Consider the following 17,733-nt stretch of genomic DNA (forward strand, 5'->3'; position numbering starts at 1 on the left):
GACACGCGCCGGGGGCCTGCATGCGCGCACCATCGAGGTCCTCGATCAGCGCGGCGTCGCGGACCGCTTCCTGCGCGAAGGAAAGATCGTCCAGCTCGCCGGCTTTGCCTGGACCAGGCTCGACATCGGCGATCTCCCCACAAGGCACGCTTACGGACTCGCGCTGCGGCAGAACCATGTCGAGCGCATCCTGGCCGACTGGGTCGAAGAGCTCGCGGTCACGTTCTATCGCAATCGCGAGGTCACCGGCTTCGTGCAGGACGAGACCGGCGTCGATGTCTCGCTATCCGGCGGCGAGCGGTTGCGCACAAACTATCTCGTCGGCTGCGACGGCGGCCGCAGCCTGGTTCGCAAGACAGCCGGCATCGATTTCCCTGGTTCCTCACCGACACTCAGCAATCTCATGGCCGAGGTCGAGATGAGCGAGGAGCCGCAGCTCGGCCTGCGCCACGATGCGCTCGGCTTTCACGGCCTCAGCAAGACGGAGAGCGGACGCGTGCTGGTCGTGTTGACGGAAGCAACGCTCGCGCGAACCGGCGAGCCTGACATGCGCGATCTCAGCGATGCCCTCGTCGCGGCCTACGGCACCGATTTCGGCGTGACAAATCCCGCCTGGATCTCCCGTTTCACCGATGCGGCCCGGCAGGCTTTGACTTATCGCAAGGGCCGCGTGCTGCTCGCCGGCGATGCCGCGCATATCCACCACTCCGTCGGCGGGCAAGGCCTCAACCTCGGTGTGCAGGACGCCGTCAATCTCGGCTGGAAGCTGGCGCAGGTGGTGAAAGGCAGCTCGCCCGACAGCCTGCTCGACAGCTACCACATCGAGCGCCATCCGGTGGCCGCGCGCGTCTTGAAGAATACCATGGCGCAGATCGCCCTGCTCCGCCGCGGCGACGATGGCCTCAAGGCGGCGCGCGACACCATTGCGGAGCTGCTTGCCATGGACGAGCCGCGCAAACGTTTTGGCGCCATGATGAGCGGCCTCGACATCGCTTACGATCTTGGCGAAGGCCACCCGCTGCTCGGCCGGCGCATGCCCGATCTCGAGCTGATGGTTGAAGGGCGGAAGCTGAGACTGTTCACGCTGCTGCATCGCGCGCGCGGCGTGATGCTCGCATTTGGCGAGCGAGGCGGCACCGATATCGCGCCCTGGAAACATCGCATCGATGTGGTCGACGCCAGCACGGTTGGCCCCTGGGAGCTGCCGGTGATCGGACAGGTCACCACGCTGGTCGCAGTGCTGGTGCGGCCGGATGGGCACGTGGCTTGGGCGGGAGACGAGAACCAATCCGGACTCGAGACCGCATTGACGCAGTGGTTCGGGCCGCCTGCTGCCTAAAGGTCGCTCTGCCGGAAGCGGCCATGCCCGTTCTTGGAGAATGTCGAGTGACCCCGCACCGCCCCATCCAGACCGAGCCAGCAGAACCACCGATTGGCCAAATTGAGATGAACCTCATCGCATCAGAAAGATGCCAGCGCCTGCTGACCCTTTCAAGGTCGACAAATCTATCGATCGACCAGAGCAAGTGGTCAGTGGGAATATGCCTTTCGAGCGAGAACTCATAGAACAACGCAGCCTGTTCGACTTGTCGATGCCCCGTCATGATCTTCAGTCCTGCCAATTAGACAGACTGAATCATTGATCCCTCTGCGCCGCAACAGCCGCCCTTCTTCAACAGAATCGGCCACAAGCGGAACTGCTGCGTCATTCTCTGCGAAGGACAGGAAGATCGACAGCTAAGTAAGACAGGAGTGCTGATTGTATTTCAGCTCGGCCCGGTTACATTTTTCATTCAAACAATGAGCGACTGGTGTTTGGAAGGCGCGGTCAGGGCCATGTCGAAAGCTCTCATTGCACACAAAGGTCGTTCGCTTCGCCCGCAAGACAAGCGTCGCGCAGCGCAATACGTCCGGATGTCCACAGACCATCAGCAATACTCGATCGAAAATCAGGCGGCGGTTATCGCCGCGTACGCAGAACTTCACAATTTAGAGATTGTCCGCACGTATCGCGACGCGGGCGAGAGCGGACTAACAATCAGAAACAGACAAGGAATAACCAAACTAATTGATGATGTCAGTTCTCTTCAGGCGGACTTTGGGCATTTGCTGATCTTCGACGTCAGCCGCTGGGGCCGCTTTCAAGACGTCGACGAGAGCGCGCACTACGAGTTCATCTGCCGGAAAGCAGGTGTTAAAGTTACGTATTGTGCGGAACAGTTCGACAATGACGGCAGCTTACTCTCCAGCATCGTGAAGAATATCAAAAGAATTATGGCGGCTGAGTTCAGCCGGGAGCTTTCCGCGAAAGTTCACGCGGCGTCTGTCCGTCTTTCGAGGAAAGGCTTCAAAGTGGGCGGTCGAGCGCCCTTTGGGTTAGAACGACAGGTTGTGGACGACGAGTGCCGTTGGAAAGGAACGTTAGAAGCGGGTGAGCACAAATTTCTCTCGACAGATCGGGTGAGGCTGGCTCCTGGACCAGACGAAAAGGTCGAGGTCGTCCGATGGATCTTCAATCGATATCTCGACGGGGCGTTTCAAGAAGAAATCGCCCGTGAGCTTAACAAGCGGGGCGTCTTGACCAACAGGGGAGGACCGTGGACGCAGAGCTCGATCAGCGCACTTCTGCGTCGAGAAGCCTACATTGGCAACGTGGTGTATAATAGGCTCTCGCGGAAGCTCGGAGCTAAGAGGACCACCAATCCTAAGGAGGTCTGGGTTAGGAGCGAGGGCGCCATTGAACCGATTATTGATCACATTGTCTTTAGAAGGGTGAGCAACGCTCTAGAACAACGTTGCGTCAAAATATCGGAAGAAGAAATGCTGGTGCGCCTTCGAAAACTTCTCATGAAGAAAGGGAAGTTGAGCGCGCCTATTATTGACGCTGCCCCGGGCCTTCCGTCTATGGCGACCTATCTAAAGCACTTCGGCACTCTGCGGAATCTCTACCGCATGATCGGCTATGCCGGCAATAAGAGTTACTGGGCCAAACTTGATAGGCGCAAAAGGTTGGTAGAGATTCAGCGAGGAAATGCAGCACTGCTACAAAGAGTCCTTGAGCAATCCGGGCGGAATGCCACCTTTGACTTGTCGACTGAGTGTCTCCGAGTCGATGACGCCGTGAATATCTGCTTTCGAGTATCCGCTTGCAGACGATATGTCAGAAATCCGCCAAAGTGGAAGCTCGTTCGCCGCGTAAGGTGGCCCCCAGGATGGGTTGTGGCGCTGCGACTTGCGGAGGATAATGACGCTATTCTGGATTACGTCGTGATGCCATCAACTTCGTTGTCATTTCATGGCCAGGTGTTCTGGTTCGCCGAGGCATCCTTTCTCTCTCATATGATTAAACAATTTGATTCTTTTAGGGATGTGTCTCAGTTCGTTGTCGAACGTGTTCTGACCGAAGTAACACGTGGCAAGAGACCTAGCCTTCAGCCCATGATCAGCCGGTGAGCGCGTGCCGATCGGCGCGGCACTCGCGAGATTCCGCTACTATTGACCCGCCAAGCGGTCCCCTCAGCGACTGCCGTCACCTCTCTCAGGATGCCGGTGCGCTTTCGAGGGTTAACTATTGCGTCGCATTCAATTGAGTAAGTCGCTCAAAAAGCTCAGGAAGAGCGCTCGGAATTAGATCCCCGCGGCCTATCAAAAGATACAGACTCTCGGTCGCGGCGGGCGTAAGGTTTATACGTCACCGCAAGGCACCTGGCACAAGATCGGTGATGAGAACGCGACCAGCGCTCCCGCCCTCCTCCAACGAGGGAGCAACGCCATGCTGAGGCGGCGTCGTTTCAAACAGACCACAACACTCAACGAAAGACTCGCCGACGAAGCCGCACGCTGCCGCGACGAAGCGCGTGCGATCGCGCCGGGGCGCCGCCGCGAGATGCTGCTGCGCCGCGCGCGGCAGGACGAGACCGCCATGCAGATCGATGCCTGGCTGCGCTCGCCCGGCCTGAGGGCTCCGACATGACGCTACAATATCGCGCTTATCTCGTCGGCGAGAACGGCGTCTTTCGTTCCGCCGAACCGTTCGAGGCTTCGTCCGATTCGTCCGCTCTCGGCTTCGCACGACAGTTCACGCGGCACGGCAAGGTCGAGGTCTGGCAGCTCGGCCGGAAGGTCGCCGTGCTGGACCCCGAGCAGCCGCTGCCGACTTCTGACGCATCAATGATCGTGTGATTGGGGTCGCGACGCGCGCATCACGGCTTCGAGCCCGAACGTCACCTGCATCACGGGACCGGAGGCGTCGCGTGCCATGAGCGCGCCCGCTTACGCGGCCGCCCTACTCCTCGGCAAGCTTGCACGCGATATAGGCGTCCACCGTCTCGGCGAACGAGCGCTGCACGCCGACCGCCACATCATGCTGGTCGAGTGCGTCGCGCTGGAGCACGCGCAGGCCGCGCCCCCGCGCGCTGACCGGCGCCGTGTTCAGATATTGATCGATGGCGCCTTTGGCGAGCGGGATGGCCTTGGGATCGCCCCTGGCGATCAGGAGCCTGAGCAGGCTCTGGCATTCGGCCAAACCTGGCATGGGTTCAGCCTCTCTACCTTTGCTGCGTTTTCGGCTTCGGCCGCTTCACCGGCTGGGTGTGGGTGCCGAACAGCGCCAGCAGGAACGCGACTTCTTCCTTCGAACCGATCTGGATCATGATGATCTCCTTTTCGCTCCGTTGGTCGGAACCGGGCGCGAGGGAGTTCAGGACAATCGGGTTTCAGCTCTGTTTCAGCAATGTTTCGTCGCGCCGAAACGCCGATCACCAGCCGGCTAGTGTGCACAATTGAACGCAACCCGGCCGCGGCGGCCCTCCCCACTTCGCTGTTCCTTAACCGCTGCGCCATAACGTCCACCTCTCCGAGGGCTGCGGGAGTTTGGCAAAATGGTCGTGAAGTGTGCGGGATGTGCCGACGGAAAGGAGTTGCCGTTCGCATTCAAGATGGCGTTCCAGCCAATCGTCGACGTCGCCGAGAACAGGATCTGGGGCTATGAAGCACTGGTGCGCGGCCCGAACGGCGAGAACGCCCACAGCGTCCTCAGCCAGCTCACCGACGATCAGCTCTACCGCTTCGACCAGGCCGCCCGCGTCATGGCGATCGAAACCGCAGGCAAGCTGTTTGCCGATCCGCGCGCGCGCCTCTCGATCAATTTCATGCCGAACGCCGTGTACGAGCCGCGCGCCTGCATCCAGAAATCGCTCGAGGCCGCGCGTCGGGCGAATTTCCCCGCGTCCAATCTGATGTTCGAGTTCACCGAGAACGAGCGGATGAGCGATCCCACGCATGTCGAAAACATCGTGCGCGCCTACAAGGCCCTCGGCTTCTGGACCGCGCTGGACGATTTCGGCGCCGGCTATGCCGGCCTCGGCCTGCTTGCCCGGCTGCAGCCGAATCTCATCAAGATCGACATGGAGCTGCTGCGCGACATCCATCTCAGTCACCCCAAGCAGGTCATCGTATCGGGCGTGGCGGCCATGGCGCGCGAGCTCGATATCACGGTCTTGGCCGAGGGCGTCGAGAACGAGGCTGAACTCACGGTTCTCAGGGCCGCCGGCATCGCGCTGTTCCAGGGTTATCATTTCGCCAAGCCCGGCTTGATGTCGCTGCCGGCGGTGCGGGGGCTTGGACGGATCGACGTATCCCTCGCCGGTTGAGGGCTGCTTGCCAGATTTTCCTCAAGGCCGGTTCATGACCGAAAGCCCGCGCGGATTGCTCCACGCGGGCTTTTGCTTGCCGCTTGCGCGGACTTTCCACGAAGACCCGGCGCCGTGAGTCCACGGCGCCGGGGCCTTGCCTCAGTGCATGTGGCCGATCAGATAAACGCCGCCACCGAGAACGATCACGGCCGGGACGGCCCAAAGCAAAAGTACAGGCATCGCCATTCTCCTCAGTTCGACGTGCAAACCTTGACGGTCTTCATGCCCGCCTCGGCTTCAGTCCTGGTCTTGTAGACGGTGTCGCCGCTGACGACGGTGGTTTCCGTAGTCGTCGGCTTCGCCTCCGTGATGGTGCATTTCTTGGTCTTGACGTCCTGCACCACGTAGAACGACTGCGCGAATGCGGGAGCCGCGACCGACGTCAGAACGGCAGCGGCAATGATGGTCTTGATGTTCATCGTGTCCTCCTCCAGCAGCCCGGTCATCCGGGTCTGTCTGTTTCAAACATCGAAAATTGCCACTTGTTCCCGGTCGAGAACGAACCAACTCGCGCCGCCCGCGTTGATGCGGAGACCGGAGGCTTCGATGCTGGATTTGAGACTTGTGGCGACTTCGCTGGCGTTGCTGATTGCACTGCTGTCCGCGGCTCTGGCCGATCCCGCCAAGGATCAAGCTCAGCCCGCTGCTCAAGGCGCCGCAGAAGCGCGCCCGATCCGAGTCATCCTTCCCGCGCCTTGGGAGCCTGCCACGAAGCAAGCCCAAGCGCAGTCCGTGAAGTGACGCGCCTCTCAGTCTTTCGTGCCGCATCGATTGATGCGTCGGCAAAATAGAATACGTCTGCGCTGTCCTGCGGCTCCGTTCGGCTCAGCGGCGCTACCGCCAGATCTCTTCCCTGCACGTGTCGCACCGGTAGACCAGGATCTGCCTGTCCTGCTTCACGTCGAGCACCGAGGTGACGAAGCGCGATGGCGTGTGGCAGCCGGGGCAGGAAGGCCCCGTCTGTGGAGGTCGCTGTACGAGACGCTCTGCCTGGCTTTTGTCGGTCATGGCGGTCCACGGAAAACACCTGGTTCCTAAGTACCAAAGTGAACAATTGTTCCTAACCCCGCGGTCCGAACAAGAACGCGGTCGTGAGCTCTTCAAACACGCGCGAGCTCGCACGCCTTCGATACGTTCGTTGACCGAGCTTGCATCGATGCAAGGAGCGAACGCGAAGACAGCTGCGGCACTCGGAAGCTTCGAACGCGAGCAACCAATTCGAGTCTCACCTGTTGTCGCCGACACATTCACTTGCCGGAGGACAAAAAAATGCGACGTCTCACTCTACTCGCCACGACCATGTTGCTGCTCGCAGCGGTGCCTGCGGGCGCGCAGCCGCAGCCTGCGCAAAGCGGGCCGGGCAACAACGCCGTCAACAGCTCGGACCGGAACAATTCCAACAAACCGGTCGCCGGCCGCAACAGCTTTACCGAAGGCCAGGCGAAGTCGAAGATCGAAGAGGCGGGATATTCCAACGTCTCCGGCCTGAAGAAGGACGACCAGGGCGTCTGGCGCGGCAAGGCCGACAAGGCCGGCACCAAGACCGACGTCAGCCTGGACTTCCAGGGCAACGTCAACCCCGCGAAGTAACGAACCAATCAGGAGACCAAGCAATGACCGTCACCATCTCTCGCCTTTACGACAATTACGCCGATGCCGAGCGCGCCGTGACCCGTCTCGAAGCAGCCGGCGTGCCGCACTCCGACATCAGCATCGTCGCCAACAATTCCGACAATTGGTACGGCTCTCGCTCCGGCAAGGTCGACCGCGATCGCGACGGCGTCGACGATCGCGCCGAGGGCGCCGGAACCGGTGCCGGCATCGGTGCCGGCCTCGGCGGCGCGGCCGGTTTGCTTGCCGGCCTCGGCCTGCTAGCGATCCCCGGCCTCGGGCCGGTCGTCGCGGCGGGTTGGCTCGCTTCAATGGCCGTCGGTGCGGCGGCCGGCGCGGCCACGGGCGGCATCATCGGCGCGCTGACGGAAGCGGGCGTTTCAAGGGAAGACGCCTCGCGCTATGCCGAAGGCGTTCGCCGCGGCGGCACGCTGGTGACCGCGCGGGTGCCCGACCAGGACCGCGCCCGCCTCGATGCGCTGCTCAACGAGCGCGCCGTGAACCTGCAGGAGCGCAGCGCGGCCTGGCAGAAGAGCGGCTGGACCGACTTCGATGCGGCAAGCCCGCCGCTGTCGCCGGAGGACGTCGGCCGCGAGCGCGAGCTCTACGGCACCGGCACGCGGCGCTGATCGGTCAAGCTCCAACACGGCAAAGGCCCCGCAATGCGGGGCCTTTTTGCTGTCGAAGGCCGGTCACCATCGCGATCGCCGGCACCCGCTCATGATGTCATCCTGCCGGTGTTTTGCCCGACAGGTCAAACTTTATCTTAAATGCAGCAAAGCGGATTCGGCGAAACGAAATCTCTTCGCGCCATGCTGGGACACCTGCATGGACGCCAATCGGAAGGTTTCGGAGAGACGCCAATGTACTACGTCGCCGCTGCATTGCTGGTGCTGTCGGGATTGTTCTACTCGGCGAGCCATCACGAGCTTGGACAGTTCGGCGCGGACGTCTGCACATACGGCAACACGTTCTGCGACAATCCCGTGGTGCTCTTCACCGGCGCCGCGCTGGCCGCCGCCTGGGGCATGTTCGTCAGCATCAAGTAACGAGGCGGCGCACGCCTTCCACCGAAATCCAGCCAGCCGACGCGGGCGGACTCCGCGGATGGCCTTGAGGTGCCGGATGTCTCGAGACGATATCCTGGGATGGTGACACTCTACCGGTGTTTTGCCCGTCAGTCAAGCCGAATTAGCCTTTTCAGAAATTGCGGACCTCTCGCGCAGCATGGAACTTACGTTCCCTTGCTGGCATTTGCTATGACAACGCGCCCCCGACCGAGGTCCCCTTCGATGAGCGACAGCGCCCTCACTCCGACGAAATCCTCGCCGACGCTTCTGCAAAGGCTGGGGCCGGGCCTGATCACGGGCGCTGCCGACGACGATCCGTCGGGCATTGCCACCTATTCGCAGGCCGGCGCGCAATTCGGCTACGGGCTGTTGTGGACGGTGTTTCTCACCACGCCGTTCATGATCGCCATCCAGCTCGTCAGCGCGCAGATCGGCCGCGTCACCGGCAAGGGGCTCGCCGCCAATGTCATGAAGATCGCGCCGCGATGGGCGGTGCTGGGCCTCGTCGCCATGCTGGTGGCGGCGAACACGTTCAACATCGCCGCCGACATTGCCGCGATGGCCGAGGCGCTCTCGCTCGTGATCGGCGGGCTCAACCACGAGCACGCGCTGATCTTCGCGGCGGGCTCGACCCTGCTCCAGGTATTTCTGCCCTATCGCCGCTATTCGCCGGTGCTGAAATTCCTCACTTTGGCGCTGTTCGCCTATGTCGCGACCGCCTTCACCGTCAAGATCCCGTGGAGCACGGCGCTGCTCGCCGCGGTTTGGCCGAAGGCCGACGTCAACGCCGACTATCTCATGATGGTCGTGGCCGTGCTCGGCACCACCATCAGCCCGTATCTGTTCTTCTGGCAGGCCTCGCAGGAGGTCGAGGAGATGAACCAGGGCAGGCGCGACAAGCCGCTGCGCGAGCTCAAGCGCGGCGGCGGCCGCGAGCTCGACCGCATCAAGACCGACACCTTCTCGGGCATGCTGCTCTCGAACGGCATCGCCTTCTTCATCATCCTGACCACGGCCTCCGTGCTGCATGCGAACGGCGTCACCAAGATCAATTCGGCGACCGAGGCGGCCGAAGCGCTGCGGCCGCTCGCCGGGGACTTCACCTTCGCGCTGTTTGCGACCGGCATCATCGGCACGGGACTGCTCGCAATCCCGGTGCTGGCGGGCTCGGCCGCCTATGGCGTTGCGGAGATCTTCGGCTGGCGGGCGACGCTGGAGGCCAAGCCGGGCGAGGCGGTCGGCTTCTACACCATCATCGCCGCCGCAACCATCATCGGCTTCGGCCTCGGCTTCACCGGGATCGACTCCATCCACATGCTGGTGTGGAGCGCGGTGCTCAATGGCATCGTCGCGGTCCCGATCATGGCGATGATGATGCTGATCGTCTCGAGCCGCGCGATCATGGACCGCTTCAGGGCCCGGTCATGGCTGATCGCTCTGGGCTGGCTCGGCACCGCGCTGATGGCGCTGGCCGTCCTTGCTCTGCTCGGCTCGTCGCTGATCGGCTGAAGCTAGACCGGCGACAGCGCCGCCGAAATCTGCGAGGCGATGATGAAGGCGGCGAACACGGCCGGCACGCTGATGAACCGCAAGAACTGATCTATCGAAAGCATCTGCCTCCCCCAAAAGACAAGAAGCGTCCTCGCCCGCCGCGCTATTCCACCCCTTGCGCGACGTGCTGCTCCGACGTCAGAATCCGATCGGAAATGACGGCCCCACTCATCGTGAGCAACGCCAGAATCGAAATCGTGGCCAGAAATTTCATGGCCGGAACGTCGTCTCCGATTGTGGCCAAAAGCGTCAGAACCTGGCGCGTTTTCGCGACGATCCCGGGAAAGATCGTGATTATTAACAGCGGATTCTACGGGGTTTTCCCGCCCGAAAGCGCCAAAACCGACGCCTGGGCGGCTTGAGGCGGGCTTCCCGCCACTCCAGTGTTGGCCTAACAATTGTCGCCAGGCCGGCTCGCGATCGGACCACAACAAGAACAACGCCGGGCCGGCGACAGGGAGCGACATGATCCAATCGTCAAAAGCAACAAGCCTCGAAATCCTCGCCTGCGATGCCGGCTGGAGAAACTACCATTTCGTCAAGCTGACGACCGAGGACGGCATCGTCGGCTGGAGCGAGTTCGACGAGGGTTTTGGCTCGCCCGGCGTCGGGGCTGCCATCCAGCGCCTCTCGGCTCGCGTCATCGGGCAGAACGTCTTCCAGCACGAGCGCATCCATGCGGAATTGTTCGCGGCGACGCGTCCCGCCGCCGGTGGCGTGGTCGCGCAAGCGTTAGGTGCGATCGAGAACGCGCTGCTTGATGCCAAGGCGAAGTGTCTCGGCGTGCCCTGTTACGAGCTGCTCGGCGGCAAGCTGCGCGACCGTATCAGGGTCTACTGGTCGCATTGCGCCACATGGCGCATCAATCACCCGTCCTGGTACAAGCCGCCGATCGAAGACCTCGACGGCGTCAAGGCGATGGGCCGCGAGGTGCGCGAGAAGAAGTTCACCGCGCTCAAGACCAACATCTTTTCCTATGACGACGGCAGACCGACCGGCTGGCGCCCCGGCTTCGGCTCGCCCTTCGCGCCCGAGATCAACGTCGACCGCAAGATCCTGCGCGACCTGCACATGCACCTGGAAGCGATCCGCGACGGTGCCGGCCCCGACGTCGACATCCTCCTGGACTGCAACTTCAACGCCAAGACCGAAGGCTACTTGAGGATCCTGCGCACCATTGCCGATATCGACATGTTCTGGGTCGAGATCGACAGCTTCAACCCGGACGCCCTCGGCTATATTCGCAGACAAAGCCCGCATCCGATCTCCTCCTGCGAGACGCTGCTCTCCTTGCGCGAATTCCTGCCCTATTTCCAGGCGCAGGCCATGGACGTCGCGATCATCGACACGCCATGGAACGGCGTCTGGCAATCGATGAAGATCGCAGCCGCCGCGGAAGCCTTCGAGGTCAACGTCGCCCCGCACAATTTCTACGGCCATCTCTGCTCGATGACGAACGCCCATTTCTGCGCCGCCGTTCCGAACCTGCGCATCATGGAAATCGATATCGATCGTCTCGCCTGGGACCGCGAGCTCTTCACGCACGAGCCGGAGATCGAGAACGGCTATCTGGTCGTGCCGAACCGGCCCGGCTGGGGCACCGAACCGAACGAGGATGCCTTGCGCGCGCATCCGCCGAAGACGAGCGGGGGACTCCTGAACTATGGTCGGAAGAGCTGACGTCCCTACGGCGTCACGGGATTGATGGCCGGGGACGTCTTGGGCCCCGGCCGCGCCGGCTCGATCGGTGATTTCGGTTTGGTCGGAAGCACCTCGGCACCAGCGGCCCGTGCCGCTTCTCCCGTCGTCGCATACATCGCCACATGCGCCGGCTGAGTCTTGGCGCGGCTCCAGGGACCATGGTCGACGATCAGCATTGCTGCAATCGTCACGCCTGCCACGATGAGCGCAATCACGCCGGGATGGCGGAGCGCGGTGGAGATAGAGTTCGCGAAACGACCACTTGTCATCGAAGGATCCGCTATTGTCCGACTGCAGGTTAACTCAAAAGCGCCCCTCCCGGTTCCCTGCATCCTTCCAGCAAGTTCCGGGCCAAACTGGGCGTACCTTCTCTTCTGCAGCAACAAAGGCGCCCGCACCAGGAACAGCACGCCTCCAACCATTGCCCTTGTGGCGCACTGAGTGCCGTACGCGAGATCTACTCGCCCGGAGCGATCGCGTTGCTCGGCGTCGGCCGGTCGGTGATCTGCTGGCCGAACAGGCTGCCGATCAGCTCGACGGCCGTGCGCGCCGTCCGGCCACGTTCGTCCAGAAAGGGATTGAGCTCGACGATGTCGACCGACCCGACCACGCCGGAATCGTGCAGCAGCTCCATGATCAAATGCGCCTCGCGATAGGTCGCGCCACCCGGCACCGTGGTGCCGACGCCCGGCGCCACGCATGGATCGAGAAAATCGACGTCGAAGCTCACATGCAGCACGCCGTTGCTCGCCCTGACCCGCTCGATGACGCGCCGGATCAACACGGCGACGCCGAACTCGTCGATCTGGCGCATGTCGACGACCCTGATGCGGCGGGCGCGCATCAGCTCCTTTTCCAGCTTGTCGATCGAACGCGCGCCGAACAGATCGAGCTTGTCCGGAGCGATTGACGCGCGCGGATCGTCGCCGAGTAGGCCGTCGAGGCCGGGCTCGCCGCACAGGAACGCGGCCGACATGCCGTGCATGTTGGCGGTGATCGTCGTCCCCGGCGTGTTGTAGTCGGCATGGGCGTCGAGCCAGAGCACGAACAGCTCCCGGCCGCGCTCCTGCCAATGACGCGCCATCGCGTTGACCGATCCCATCGACAGCGTGTGATCGCCGCCGAGGAAGATCGGCAGCGCGCCGGTTTTCGCGATCTCATAGCCTCGTTGGCTCAGAATGCGGGACCAGCGCTGGATCTCGCGGTAGTGATTGGCTCTTGCGGGCGGCCTGTCGGTGAGGTCCCCGACCTCGGCCACGGAAAGATCGCCATAGTCGACGACCTCGAAATCCAGACTTTCGAGCAATGTGGCAAGGCCCGCGGTCCGCAGCGCCGCAGGGCCCATCAAGGTGCCGCGCTGCGATGCCCCCATGTCGATGGGGGCGCCGAGCAAAGCGATGCGCCGGGCGCGATCCGTCATGGTTCGATCGGTCACGGCGGCCTCCTTAACCTCGACAAGGTTGAGCCAGCCTAACAGAGATTCGCACCCGTCGTTTCACGGGGGCCTTCGCTTGCCAGGAACAAAAGCCCGTGCCTTGAATTGCCCATCCAAGGCCGGCACCCGCCGTTAAATGACGGCGCCTGTCGCGGATAGCCAAAGGTCGTCAGACCCGCTGTTCAAAACGAGCGCTCGCGCGGATAGCCAAAGGTGCCGGTCTTCATCATCAGGTCTGGAGGTCACGCGCTTGAGCACGGAGATACCGCAATCCACCTCGCAACCCGGCATGGCAGAACGCGCCATCGACACGGCGGCGGATGTCTCCCGCACGATCGGTGAAGTCGCCGGAGGCCTGCACGCGGCCGTCGACCGTCTGACTTCGACCATCGAGCAATCGCGCAAGCCCGGCGGAACTCTCGCGACCGTCGCGGCGATCACGCGCGAAGCACCGCTCGCCAGCCTGTTCGTCGCCTTCCTGTTCGGTGTCGCGGTCGCGCGACGGCGGTAGCTTCTCGGCGACCGCCCTCTCGGTGAGACCGTCGGAATGTCTCAGAAATAAGGAAGCCCGCGGCGTCCCCGCGGGCTTTCCCTGTTCAAGTGTTGGGTACACGACTTAATTTCCGCAAGTTGCGTCGCTCCTCGCTTTCTGGTGAGACCGCTTTGGGCGGCGGGTCCAGCCCCACCGGAGAGCTCTCCGGCTGATAGGCAAGCGCCTCCGCGATCCACTTCGGCCATTTCGGCTCTGGACCCGGCGCGGCACGCGGTTGCAGCAGCTTCTGAAGTATGTCGCTCATGCCTGCTCCTGCGAATTCAGCCAACGCTCCTCATAGGCTGCTTCGGAATCGCATATCGCGCCGAGGCTCCCGAGAACGCTGATCGGCACGCGCTGTGCGCTCTCCTCGATCTGCGCTTCCATGATCACGTTGTCGCCGGGATGAACGATAACCCGCTCGATGCGGTGAACAAACTCCACGGGCTTCCCGTCGTCGCCGACAATCGGCTGCAACGCCTTGCCCCAGCCGCGATCGAAAATGAGGCTCGCTGCGGCGACGCGGGCATGGGCCGGCGCTTCCTTGTCGCGCATGATCTGCACGAGAGTTCGCATGGCGAGGGCGGTATGCGTTCGGGCCAAGGACTTGATTTCGGTCAACGTGCGTTGCTTCACCGCTCGGCGGGCGGCTGCCCTCGCAAGTGCGTTCTGGGACAGCAGGTTGACATTCACTGGGTCAGTCATCTGGAAATTTCCTTCAAATCACTTATTTTGTTTCAGGATCGAGACGCAAAAAACCCGCGGCGGAAATCTCCGGCGCGGGCGCAAAATAAGACTCGTCTCGATGATGCTATTCTGCCGGTGTTTTGCCCGACGTGTCAAACAATCTTCGGCTGCGGAGGGCTAGGCATCGGAAGTCCATATTCTAGTGCACGCTCTGCCGCGAGCTTGCGATATGATTCCGCTTGCGTCAGCAATTGCTTTTTGAACTGGCCATCGCTCTCGTCGGCTGCCAGGCTTTCGAGCTGCACCGCTCGTTCCAGATATTCAGTCAGTAGCTTCATATAGCGGCTAAGTTGCCTTAAGGAGACTTCTGAGCGAAGCAGGCGGGCTGGCGGCCGGTCTACTCAACCACTCGCTCATCTCCAACGCTTTTTCTGCTTGATATACACGCTTCATCAGAAGTTCGCGTTCCGTCCCAGGGGGCAATTGATCCGCCGCCGCGCGAAATCTGGCGGCTTCCTCGAGTAGACGATCCCTGAACGTTTTTGCCTGTCTGACGCGACGCCGAGTTTTGACCATGCACCCACTCCAATGATGCACTTACAATGCACTCAAACGCGCTGGGAGGAACGGGGGTTCCAAAAAGGGAACGCCCACGGAAGGCTAGATGCAAGGGCCAGACGACACCACGCTCAAGGGGTGCGGTAGTTGCACCGCAACAGGCCGGGTGGCATTTGCTTCCACGAAAGCCTGGAGAGCCGGCGTATTTGCAGCATCGGCCTCAGCCACGGCATCTGCAATCTCGCTGGTCGCATCGCGCGCATGGCCCTCAATCGCATTGAAGACCACGATGCGCACCGGATAGGTGTACTGGCCGGAGAGCAGATCGCGAATGATGGTGTCGCGGTCGGTATCTTGCTCGTCGGTCTCGCGCCAAGCGCAGCCGGCGCGCACGCCAAAATCCTCGAGCACCAGATAAATGTCCCGATCGAGGCGGTCGGCCGGCACGATCGAAGGCGATGGACGCGTACGCTTACTCCGAAACTACGCAAATGCGGAGAGACGGCCCCGGCATCGCAGGGGGCTGGGGGTATGGCCGGGGCCGCTCCGCCAGCTCGGCGGCGAGCCAGCACCGACTCAAAGCCGCGGCGATTGCCGCAGTTCCTTAGGTGAGAAGATTCTTAATGGCACCCCCGGCTAGACCAGCCAGAGTTTATCTATCGGAGCTTCGTGGACGCGCTCGCCGTCAGCATCGGTGACCGTCGTGCATCGAAAGATAAACTTGGAAAAACTGTTCACTCTGGTACTTAAGAACCTCGCAACAGAGCGAGGTGATTTGATGTTGGGAATGACCCTGATCATGGCCATCATCGGCACCGTGCTGATCGGTGGCACCGTTGTTATCTTCGAGTGGCGAGCGCTGCTTGGATGCTGGCCTCTCAAGACCAGGCGCTGACCTCGCAAGGTCAGCCCGGGCCTTCTTCAGCCTCAAGCCGGAACTCAACGCCCCTTCAGCTTCCACTCGACCTTCTTGCGGCTGCTGCCCACTTTCTTGACCGCCTTCTTCACGGCAGAGGCGGAGCGGCCTGTCTTCTTTGCTTCGTAGGCGACTTCGTATTTCTGTCCGCCCGCCACGCGCGCGCGGTCCTGTTTGCGACCGCGGGCGGTCTGCTTCTTCGCTTTAGCCATGTTGCACCTCCATGCGATGCTAAAACGCCAGAGGATTCAGTTGGTTCCTAATCCCTCTCTGCGAGAGCCGGCGAGCGCGGAACGAATCTGCCCACAAAGATTCGAATCCAACAATTTGCTGCGTGGAGTTTGTTTTGTGGCGTCCCATCTTCAAAGGAAGTCCCCGGCGATCGGCCTCAAGGCGCCCTTCCCGGGTTTTGTTGAGCCGGCCTTGGCGTCCTCCGTCGAGAGGGTGCCATCTAGCGAGCGAGAGCCGACGGGCACTGACGAACCAGTTTTCCACACCCACGAGGAGCAGTGGTTGATCGGCTCCCTCACCCACTAGGAATCGACAATTTGCCAACGTTGTTGGCGCATGGCTTTGATGAGCGGATGTCCACGAAGTCGCGAGAATACCCCTTCGGCACGCAGATCAAAGTGTCAGCCGAGCGCGCGAGAGACGCACGCAAGGAAGCCGACAGGCTGGCCTGTCAGGCGTGGAATGATCGCATGCTTGGCTATAAGGGACCTGCGCAGCCGTCGCCAACGATCGGCGATGCCATCAACGCGGGATACTCATATCTTGAGGTGCGTTGCCTTGGCTGCGATACCAATCAGACGGTTGCGCTGGACATTATTCGACGTGCGAAGACAACGCCCATCCACGAACTCGAGCGCTACATGCGCTGCAAAGACTGCTCGCAAGTGCGCGGCTACCCTTACAAGCGCAGCACGCTTGTGGCGCTGACCGACAAAGATTTCGGCCGCTCATCCGCCGTCCGTCTGGTGGCCGGGCGAGCGTTGAGGCACAATCCATCTTATGTGCAATCTCTATTCGATCACGACAAACCAGCAGGCCATCGCCGAGCTCTTCCGCATCGTCCGCCGGTACGAAGGCAATTTGGCGCCGATGCCCGGCGTCTTTCCCGACTACCCGGCTCCCGTCATCCGCGAGTCAGGCGACGAACGAGAAATGGCGATGATGCGCTGGGGCATGCCACCGCCGCCGCGCACCGGCGGCCCGCCCGTGACGAACATCCGCAATACCGCCTCGCCGCACTGGCGAGCCTGGCTCAAGCCGGAGCACCCCTGCCTCGTCCCCGCCAACAGCTTTGCCGAGTATGCCCCGGAGCCGAACCCGGAGACGAAAAAGAAGGATATCGTGTGGTTCGCGCTGGCGGAGGCGCGACCGCTGTTCGCATTCGCCGGCATCTGGACAACGTTCAACGGCGATCGCGGCACGAAGTCGAAGCCCATTCCAGGGCCGCATCAGGTCTATGGGTTGCTTACGACGAGCCCAAACGCGGTCGTCGAGCCGATTCATCCAAAGGCGATGCCGGTGATCCTGACTTCGCCCGAGGAGAAGGACACCTGGTTGCGTGCGCCGTGGGACGAAGCAAAGTCCCTGCAGCGTCCGCTCCCTGACAAGGACCTAGAGATTGTCGCCCGTGGGAGTGACAAGGAGGACCCCGGAGGGCAGTCCTAAACGATCTACTCATATCTCCGCTATGTCCGCTTATGTCCCTGTAACGGCACCAGAGAGCGGCAATGCGTGAGGTCCGAAACGGGCCACAAGCTGACGTCGAAGCTCTCGACACGCGAATTTACGTCAGGTTAAACCGACCGCGCAATGAGCGAGAGACCGTAGATTGGCACGATCCCGAAGTAGAGCCGCGTTCAGAGCCCGTTCGCAGATCACTGCGACTAAAGGCAAGAGCGGCCAGCTGGCGTACGAGGCTCGAGCGGTGATGTTGGTCGCCCGCTTCGGGTCATGAGCGCCGTTCGGCG

23 protein-coding genes and 3 pseudogenes are annotated in these 17,733 nt (G+C 61.9%); 17 read left to right on the plus strand and 9 right to left on the minus strand.

Annotated elements, in window-relative coordinates:
- A partial coding sequence (locus tag TSA1_RS05055) for an FAD-dependent monooxygenase (RefSeq protein ID WP_100180975.1) occupies positions 1–1,339 on the plus strand: 1,339 nt, incomplete at its 5' end.
- On the opposite strand, the pseudogene TSA1_RS05060 reads toward TSA1_RS05055, so the two are convergent.
- Positions 1,339–1,604 (minus strand): annotated as a pseudogene (locus TSA1_RS05060) (transposase); the annotation flags it as partial. The gene TSA1_RS05055 and the pseudogene TSA1_RS05060 sit on opposite strands and share 1 nt — an antisense overlap.
- Positions 1,605–1,752: 148 nt before the next feature.
- Between TSA1_RS05060 and TSA1_RS05065 the strand changes: the two are divergent.
- From TSA1_RS05065 to TSA1_RS05075, 3 genes are all read left to right on the plus strand, one after another.
- Positions 1,753–3,453: a recombinase family protein gene (locus TSA1_RS05065; protein WP_245448109.1), complete on the plus strand. Its 1,701-nt coding sequence runs from the start codon at positions 1,753–1,755 to the stop codon at positions 3,451–3,453.
- Between the two features lie 319 nt (positions 3,454–3,772).
- Positions 3,773–3,973, plus strand: a complete 201-nt coding sequence (locus TSA1_RS05070) for a hypothetical protein (protein ID WP_100175387.1) — start codon at positions 3,773–3,775, stop codon at positions 3,971–3,973.
- The gene (locus TSA1_RS05075; RefSeq protein ID WP_100175388.1) at positions 3,970–4,182 is read left to right on the plus strand and encodes a hypothetical protein; all 213 of its coding nucleotides are present in this window, start codon (positions 3,970–3,972) and stop codon (positions 4,180–4,182) included. The genes TSA1_RS05070 and TSA1_RS05075 overlap by 4 nt, the downstream gene beginning before the upstream one ends.
- Before the next feature lie 103 nt (positions 4,183–4,285).
- On the opposite strand, the gene TSA1_RS05080 is transcribed toward TSA1_RS05075, so the two are convergent.
- Positions 4,286–4,534: a hypothetical protein gene (locus TSA1_RS05080; protein WP_100175389.1), complete on the minus strand. Its 249-nt coding sequence runs from the start codon at positions 4,532–4,534 to the stop codon at positions 4,286–4,288.
- A 346-nt stretch (positions 4,535–4,880) separates the two neighbouring features.
- On the opposite strand from TSA1_RS05080, the gene TSA1_RS05090 reads away from it, so the two are divergent.
- Positions 4,881–5,651: an EAL domain-containing protein gene (locus TSA1_RS05090; RefSeq protein WP_100175391.1), complete on the plus strand. Its 771-nt coding sequence runs from the start codon at positions 4,881–4,883 to the stop codon at positions 5,649–5,651.
- 233 nt (positions 5,652–5,884) lie between these two features.
- Here the strand turns inward: TSA1_RS05090 and TSA1_RS05095 are convergent, their stop codons facing one another.
- Positions 5,885–6,112: a hypothetical protein gene (locus tag TSA1_RS05095; RefSeq protein ID WP_100180977.1), complete on the minus strand. Its 228-nt coding sequence runs from the start codon at positions 6,110–6,112 to the stop codon at positions 5,885–5,887.
- Between TSA1_RS05095 and TSA1_RS40255 the strand changes: the two genes are divergently transcribed.
- From TSA1_RS40255 to TSA1_RS05130, 7 genes are all read left to right on the plus strand, one after another.
- Positions 6,105–6,434, plus strand: a complete 330-nt coding sequence (locus tag TSA1_RS40255; RefSeq protein WP_210421881.1) for a hypothetical protein — start codon at positions 6,105–6,107, stop codon at positions 6,432–6,434. The two genes, TSA1_RS05095 and TSA1_RS40255, sit on opposite strands and share 8 nt — an antisense overlap.
- Positions 6,435–6,962: 528 nt before the next feature.
- Complete coding sequence (locus TSA1_RS05105) at positions 6,963–7,283, plus strand: PepSY domain-containing protein (RefSeq protein WP_100180978.1); 321 nt, start codon at positions 6,963–6,965, stop codon at positions 7,281–7,283.
- 23 nt (positions 7,284–7,306) lie between these two features.
- On the plus strand, positions 7,307–7,933 hold the full coding sequence (locus tag TSA1_RS05110) for a general stress protein (protein ID WP_100175393.1): 627 nt from the start codon (positions 7,307–7,309) through the stop codon (positions 7,931–7,933).
- A gap of 234 nt (positions 7,934–8,167) precedes the next feature.
- Complete coding sequence (locus TSA1_RS05115) at positions 8,168–8,353, plus strand: hypothetical protein (protein WP_100175394.1); 186 nt, start codon at positions 8,168–8,170, stop codon at positions 8,351–8,353.
- A gap of 243 nt (positions 8,354–8,596) precedes the next feature.
- A complete protein-coding gene (locus TSA1_RS05120; RefSeq protein WP_100175395.1) occupies positions 8,597–9,883 on the plus strand; it encodes an NRAMP family divalent metal transporter in 1,287 nt (428 codons plus the stop codon).
- Between the two features lie 197 nt (positions 9,884–10,080).
- Positions 10,081–10,287, plus strand: a complete 207-nt coding sequence (locus tag TSA1_RS39260; RefSeq protein ID WP_161497184.1) for a hypothetical protein — start codon at positions 10,081–10,083, stop codon at positions 10,285–10,287.
- Between the two features lie 103 nt (positions 10,288–10,390).
- The gene (locus TSA1_RS05130; RefSeq protein WP_100175397.1) at positions 10,391–11,605 is read left to right on the plus strand and encodes a mandelate racemase/muconate lactonizing enzyme family protein; all 1,215 of its coding nucleotides are present in this window, start codon (positions 10,391–10,393) and stop codon (positions 11,603–11,605) included.
- A gap of 5 nt (positions 11,606–11,610) precedes the next feature.
- Here TSA1_RS05130 and TSA1_RS05135 read toward each other — a convergent pair whose 3' ends face one another.
- Together TSA1_RS05135 and rocF are read right to left on the minus strand one after the other, a co-directional pair.
- Entirely contained in the window at positions 11,611–11,895 is a 285-nt protein-coding gene (locus TSA1_RS05135) for a hypothetical protein (RefSeq protein ID WP_100175398.1), read from the minus strand.
- 188 nt (positions 11,896–12,083) lie between these two features.
- Positions 12,084–13,061 (minus strand): arginase, encoded by a 978-nt coding sequence (rocF, locus tag TSA1_RS05140; RefSeq protein WP_100175399.1) that lies wholly within the window; start codon positions 13,059–13,061, stop codon positions 12,084–12,086.
- Between the two features lie 250 nt (positions 13,062–13,311).
- On the opposite strand from rocF, the gene TSA1_RS05145 reads away from it, so the two are divergent.
- On the plus strand, positions 13,312–13,572 hold the full coding sequence (locus TSA1_RS05145; protein WP_100175400.1) for a hypothetical protein: 261 nt from the start codon (positions 13,312–13,314) through the stop codon (positions 13,570–13,572).
- 85 nt (positions 13,573–13,657) lie between these two features.
- Here the strand turns inward: TSA1_RS05145 and TSA1_RS38740 are convergent, their stop codons facing one another.
- The 3 genes from TSA1_RS38740 to TSA1_RS05165 form a co-directional block, all read right to left on the minus strand.
- Positions 13,658–13,858 carry a hypothetical protein gene (locus TSA1_RS38740; protein WP_145984267.1) on the minus strand — a complete coding sequence of 67 codons (201 nt, stop codon included), beginning with the start codon at positions 13,856–13,858 and terminating at the stop codon, positions 13,658–13,660.
- Entirely contained in the window at positions 13,855–14,214 is a 360-nt protein-coding gene (locus TSA1_RS40990) for a hypothetical protein (RefSeq protein WP_347338505.1), read from the minus strand. Before TSA1_RS40990 ends, TSA1_RS38740 begins: the two co-directional genes overlap by 4 nt.
- A gap of 726 nt (positions 14,215–14,940) precedes the next feature.
- On the minus strand, positions 14,941–15,285 hold the full coding sequence (locus TSA1_RS05165) for a hypothetical protein (RefSeq protein WP_245448110.1): 345 nt from the start codon (positions 15,283–15,285) through the stop codon (positions 14,941–14,943).
- Between the two features lie 274 nt (positions 15,286–15,559).
- Between TSA1_RS05165 and TSA1_RS39265 the strand changes: the two genes are divergently transcribed.
- Positions 15,560–15,733 (plus strand): hypothetical protein, encoded by a 174-nt coding sequence (locus TSA1_RS39265; RefSeq protein WP_161497185.1) that lies wholly within the window; start codon positions 15,560–15,562, stop codon positions 15,731–15,733.
- A 44-nt stretch (positions 15,734–15,777) separates the two neighbouring features.
- Here the strand turns inward: TSA1_RS39265 and TSA1_RS05170 are convergent, their stop codons facing one another.
- Positions 15,778–15,966, minus strand: coding sequence for a DUF3606 domain-containing protein (locus TSA1_RS05170; protein ID WP_100175404.1), 189 nt, complete (start codon positions 15,964–15,966; stop codon positions 15,778–15,780).
- 136 nt (positions 15,967–16,102) lie between these two features.
- Between TSA1_RS05170 and TSA1_RS40995 the strand changes: the two are divergent.
- The 3 genes and pseudogenes from TSA1_RS40995 to TSA1_RS05185 all read left to right on the plus strand — a co-directional run.
- A pseudogene (locus tag TSA1_RS40995) lies at positions 16,103–16,216 on the plus strand (non-homologous end-joining DNA ligase); the annotation flags it as partial.
- 122 nt (positions 16,217–16,338) lie between these two features.
- Positions 16,339–16,750: pseudogene (locus TSA1_RS40570) on the plus strand (hypothetical protein).
- Positions 16,751–16,765: 15 nt separating this feature from the next.
- Positions 16,766–17,431 (plus strand): SOS response-associated peptidase, encoded by a 666-nt coding sequence (locus TSA1_RS05185; RefSeq protein WP_100175405.1) that lies wholly within the window; start codon positions 16,766–16,768, stop codon positions 17,429–17,431.
- Positions 17,432–17,733 lie beyond the last annotated feature (302 nt).

Origin of the sequence: Bradyrhizobium nitroreducens, assembly GCF_002776695.1 — a bacterium.
GTDB classification, from domain to species: Bacteria; Pseudomonadota; Alphaproteobacteria; order Rhizobiales; family Xanthobacteraceae; genus Bradyrhizobium; species Bradyrhizobium nitroreducens.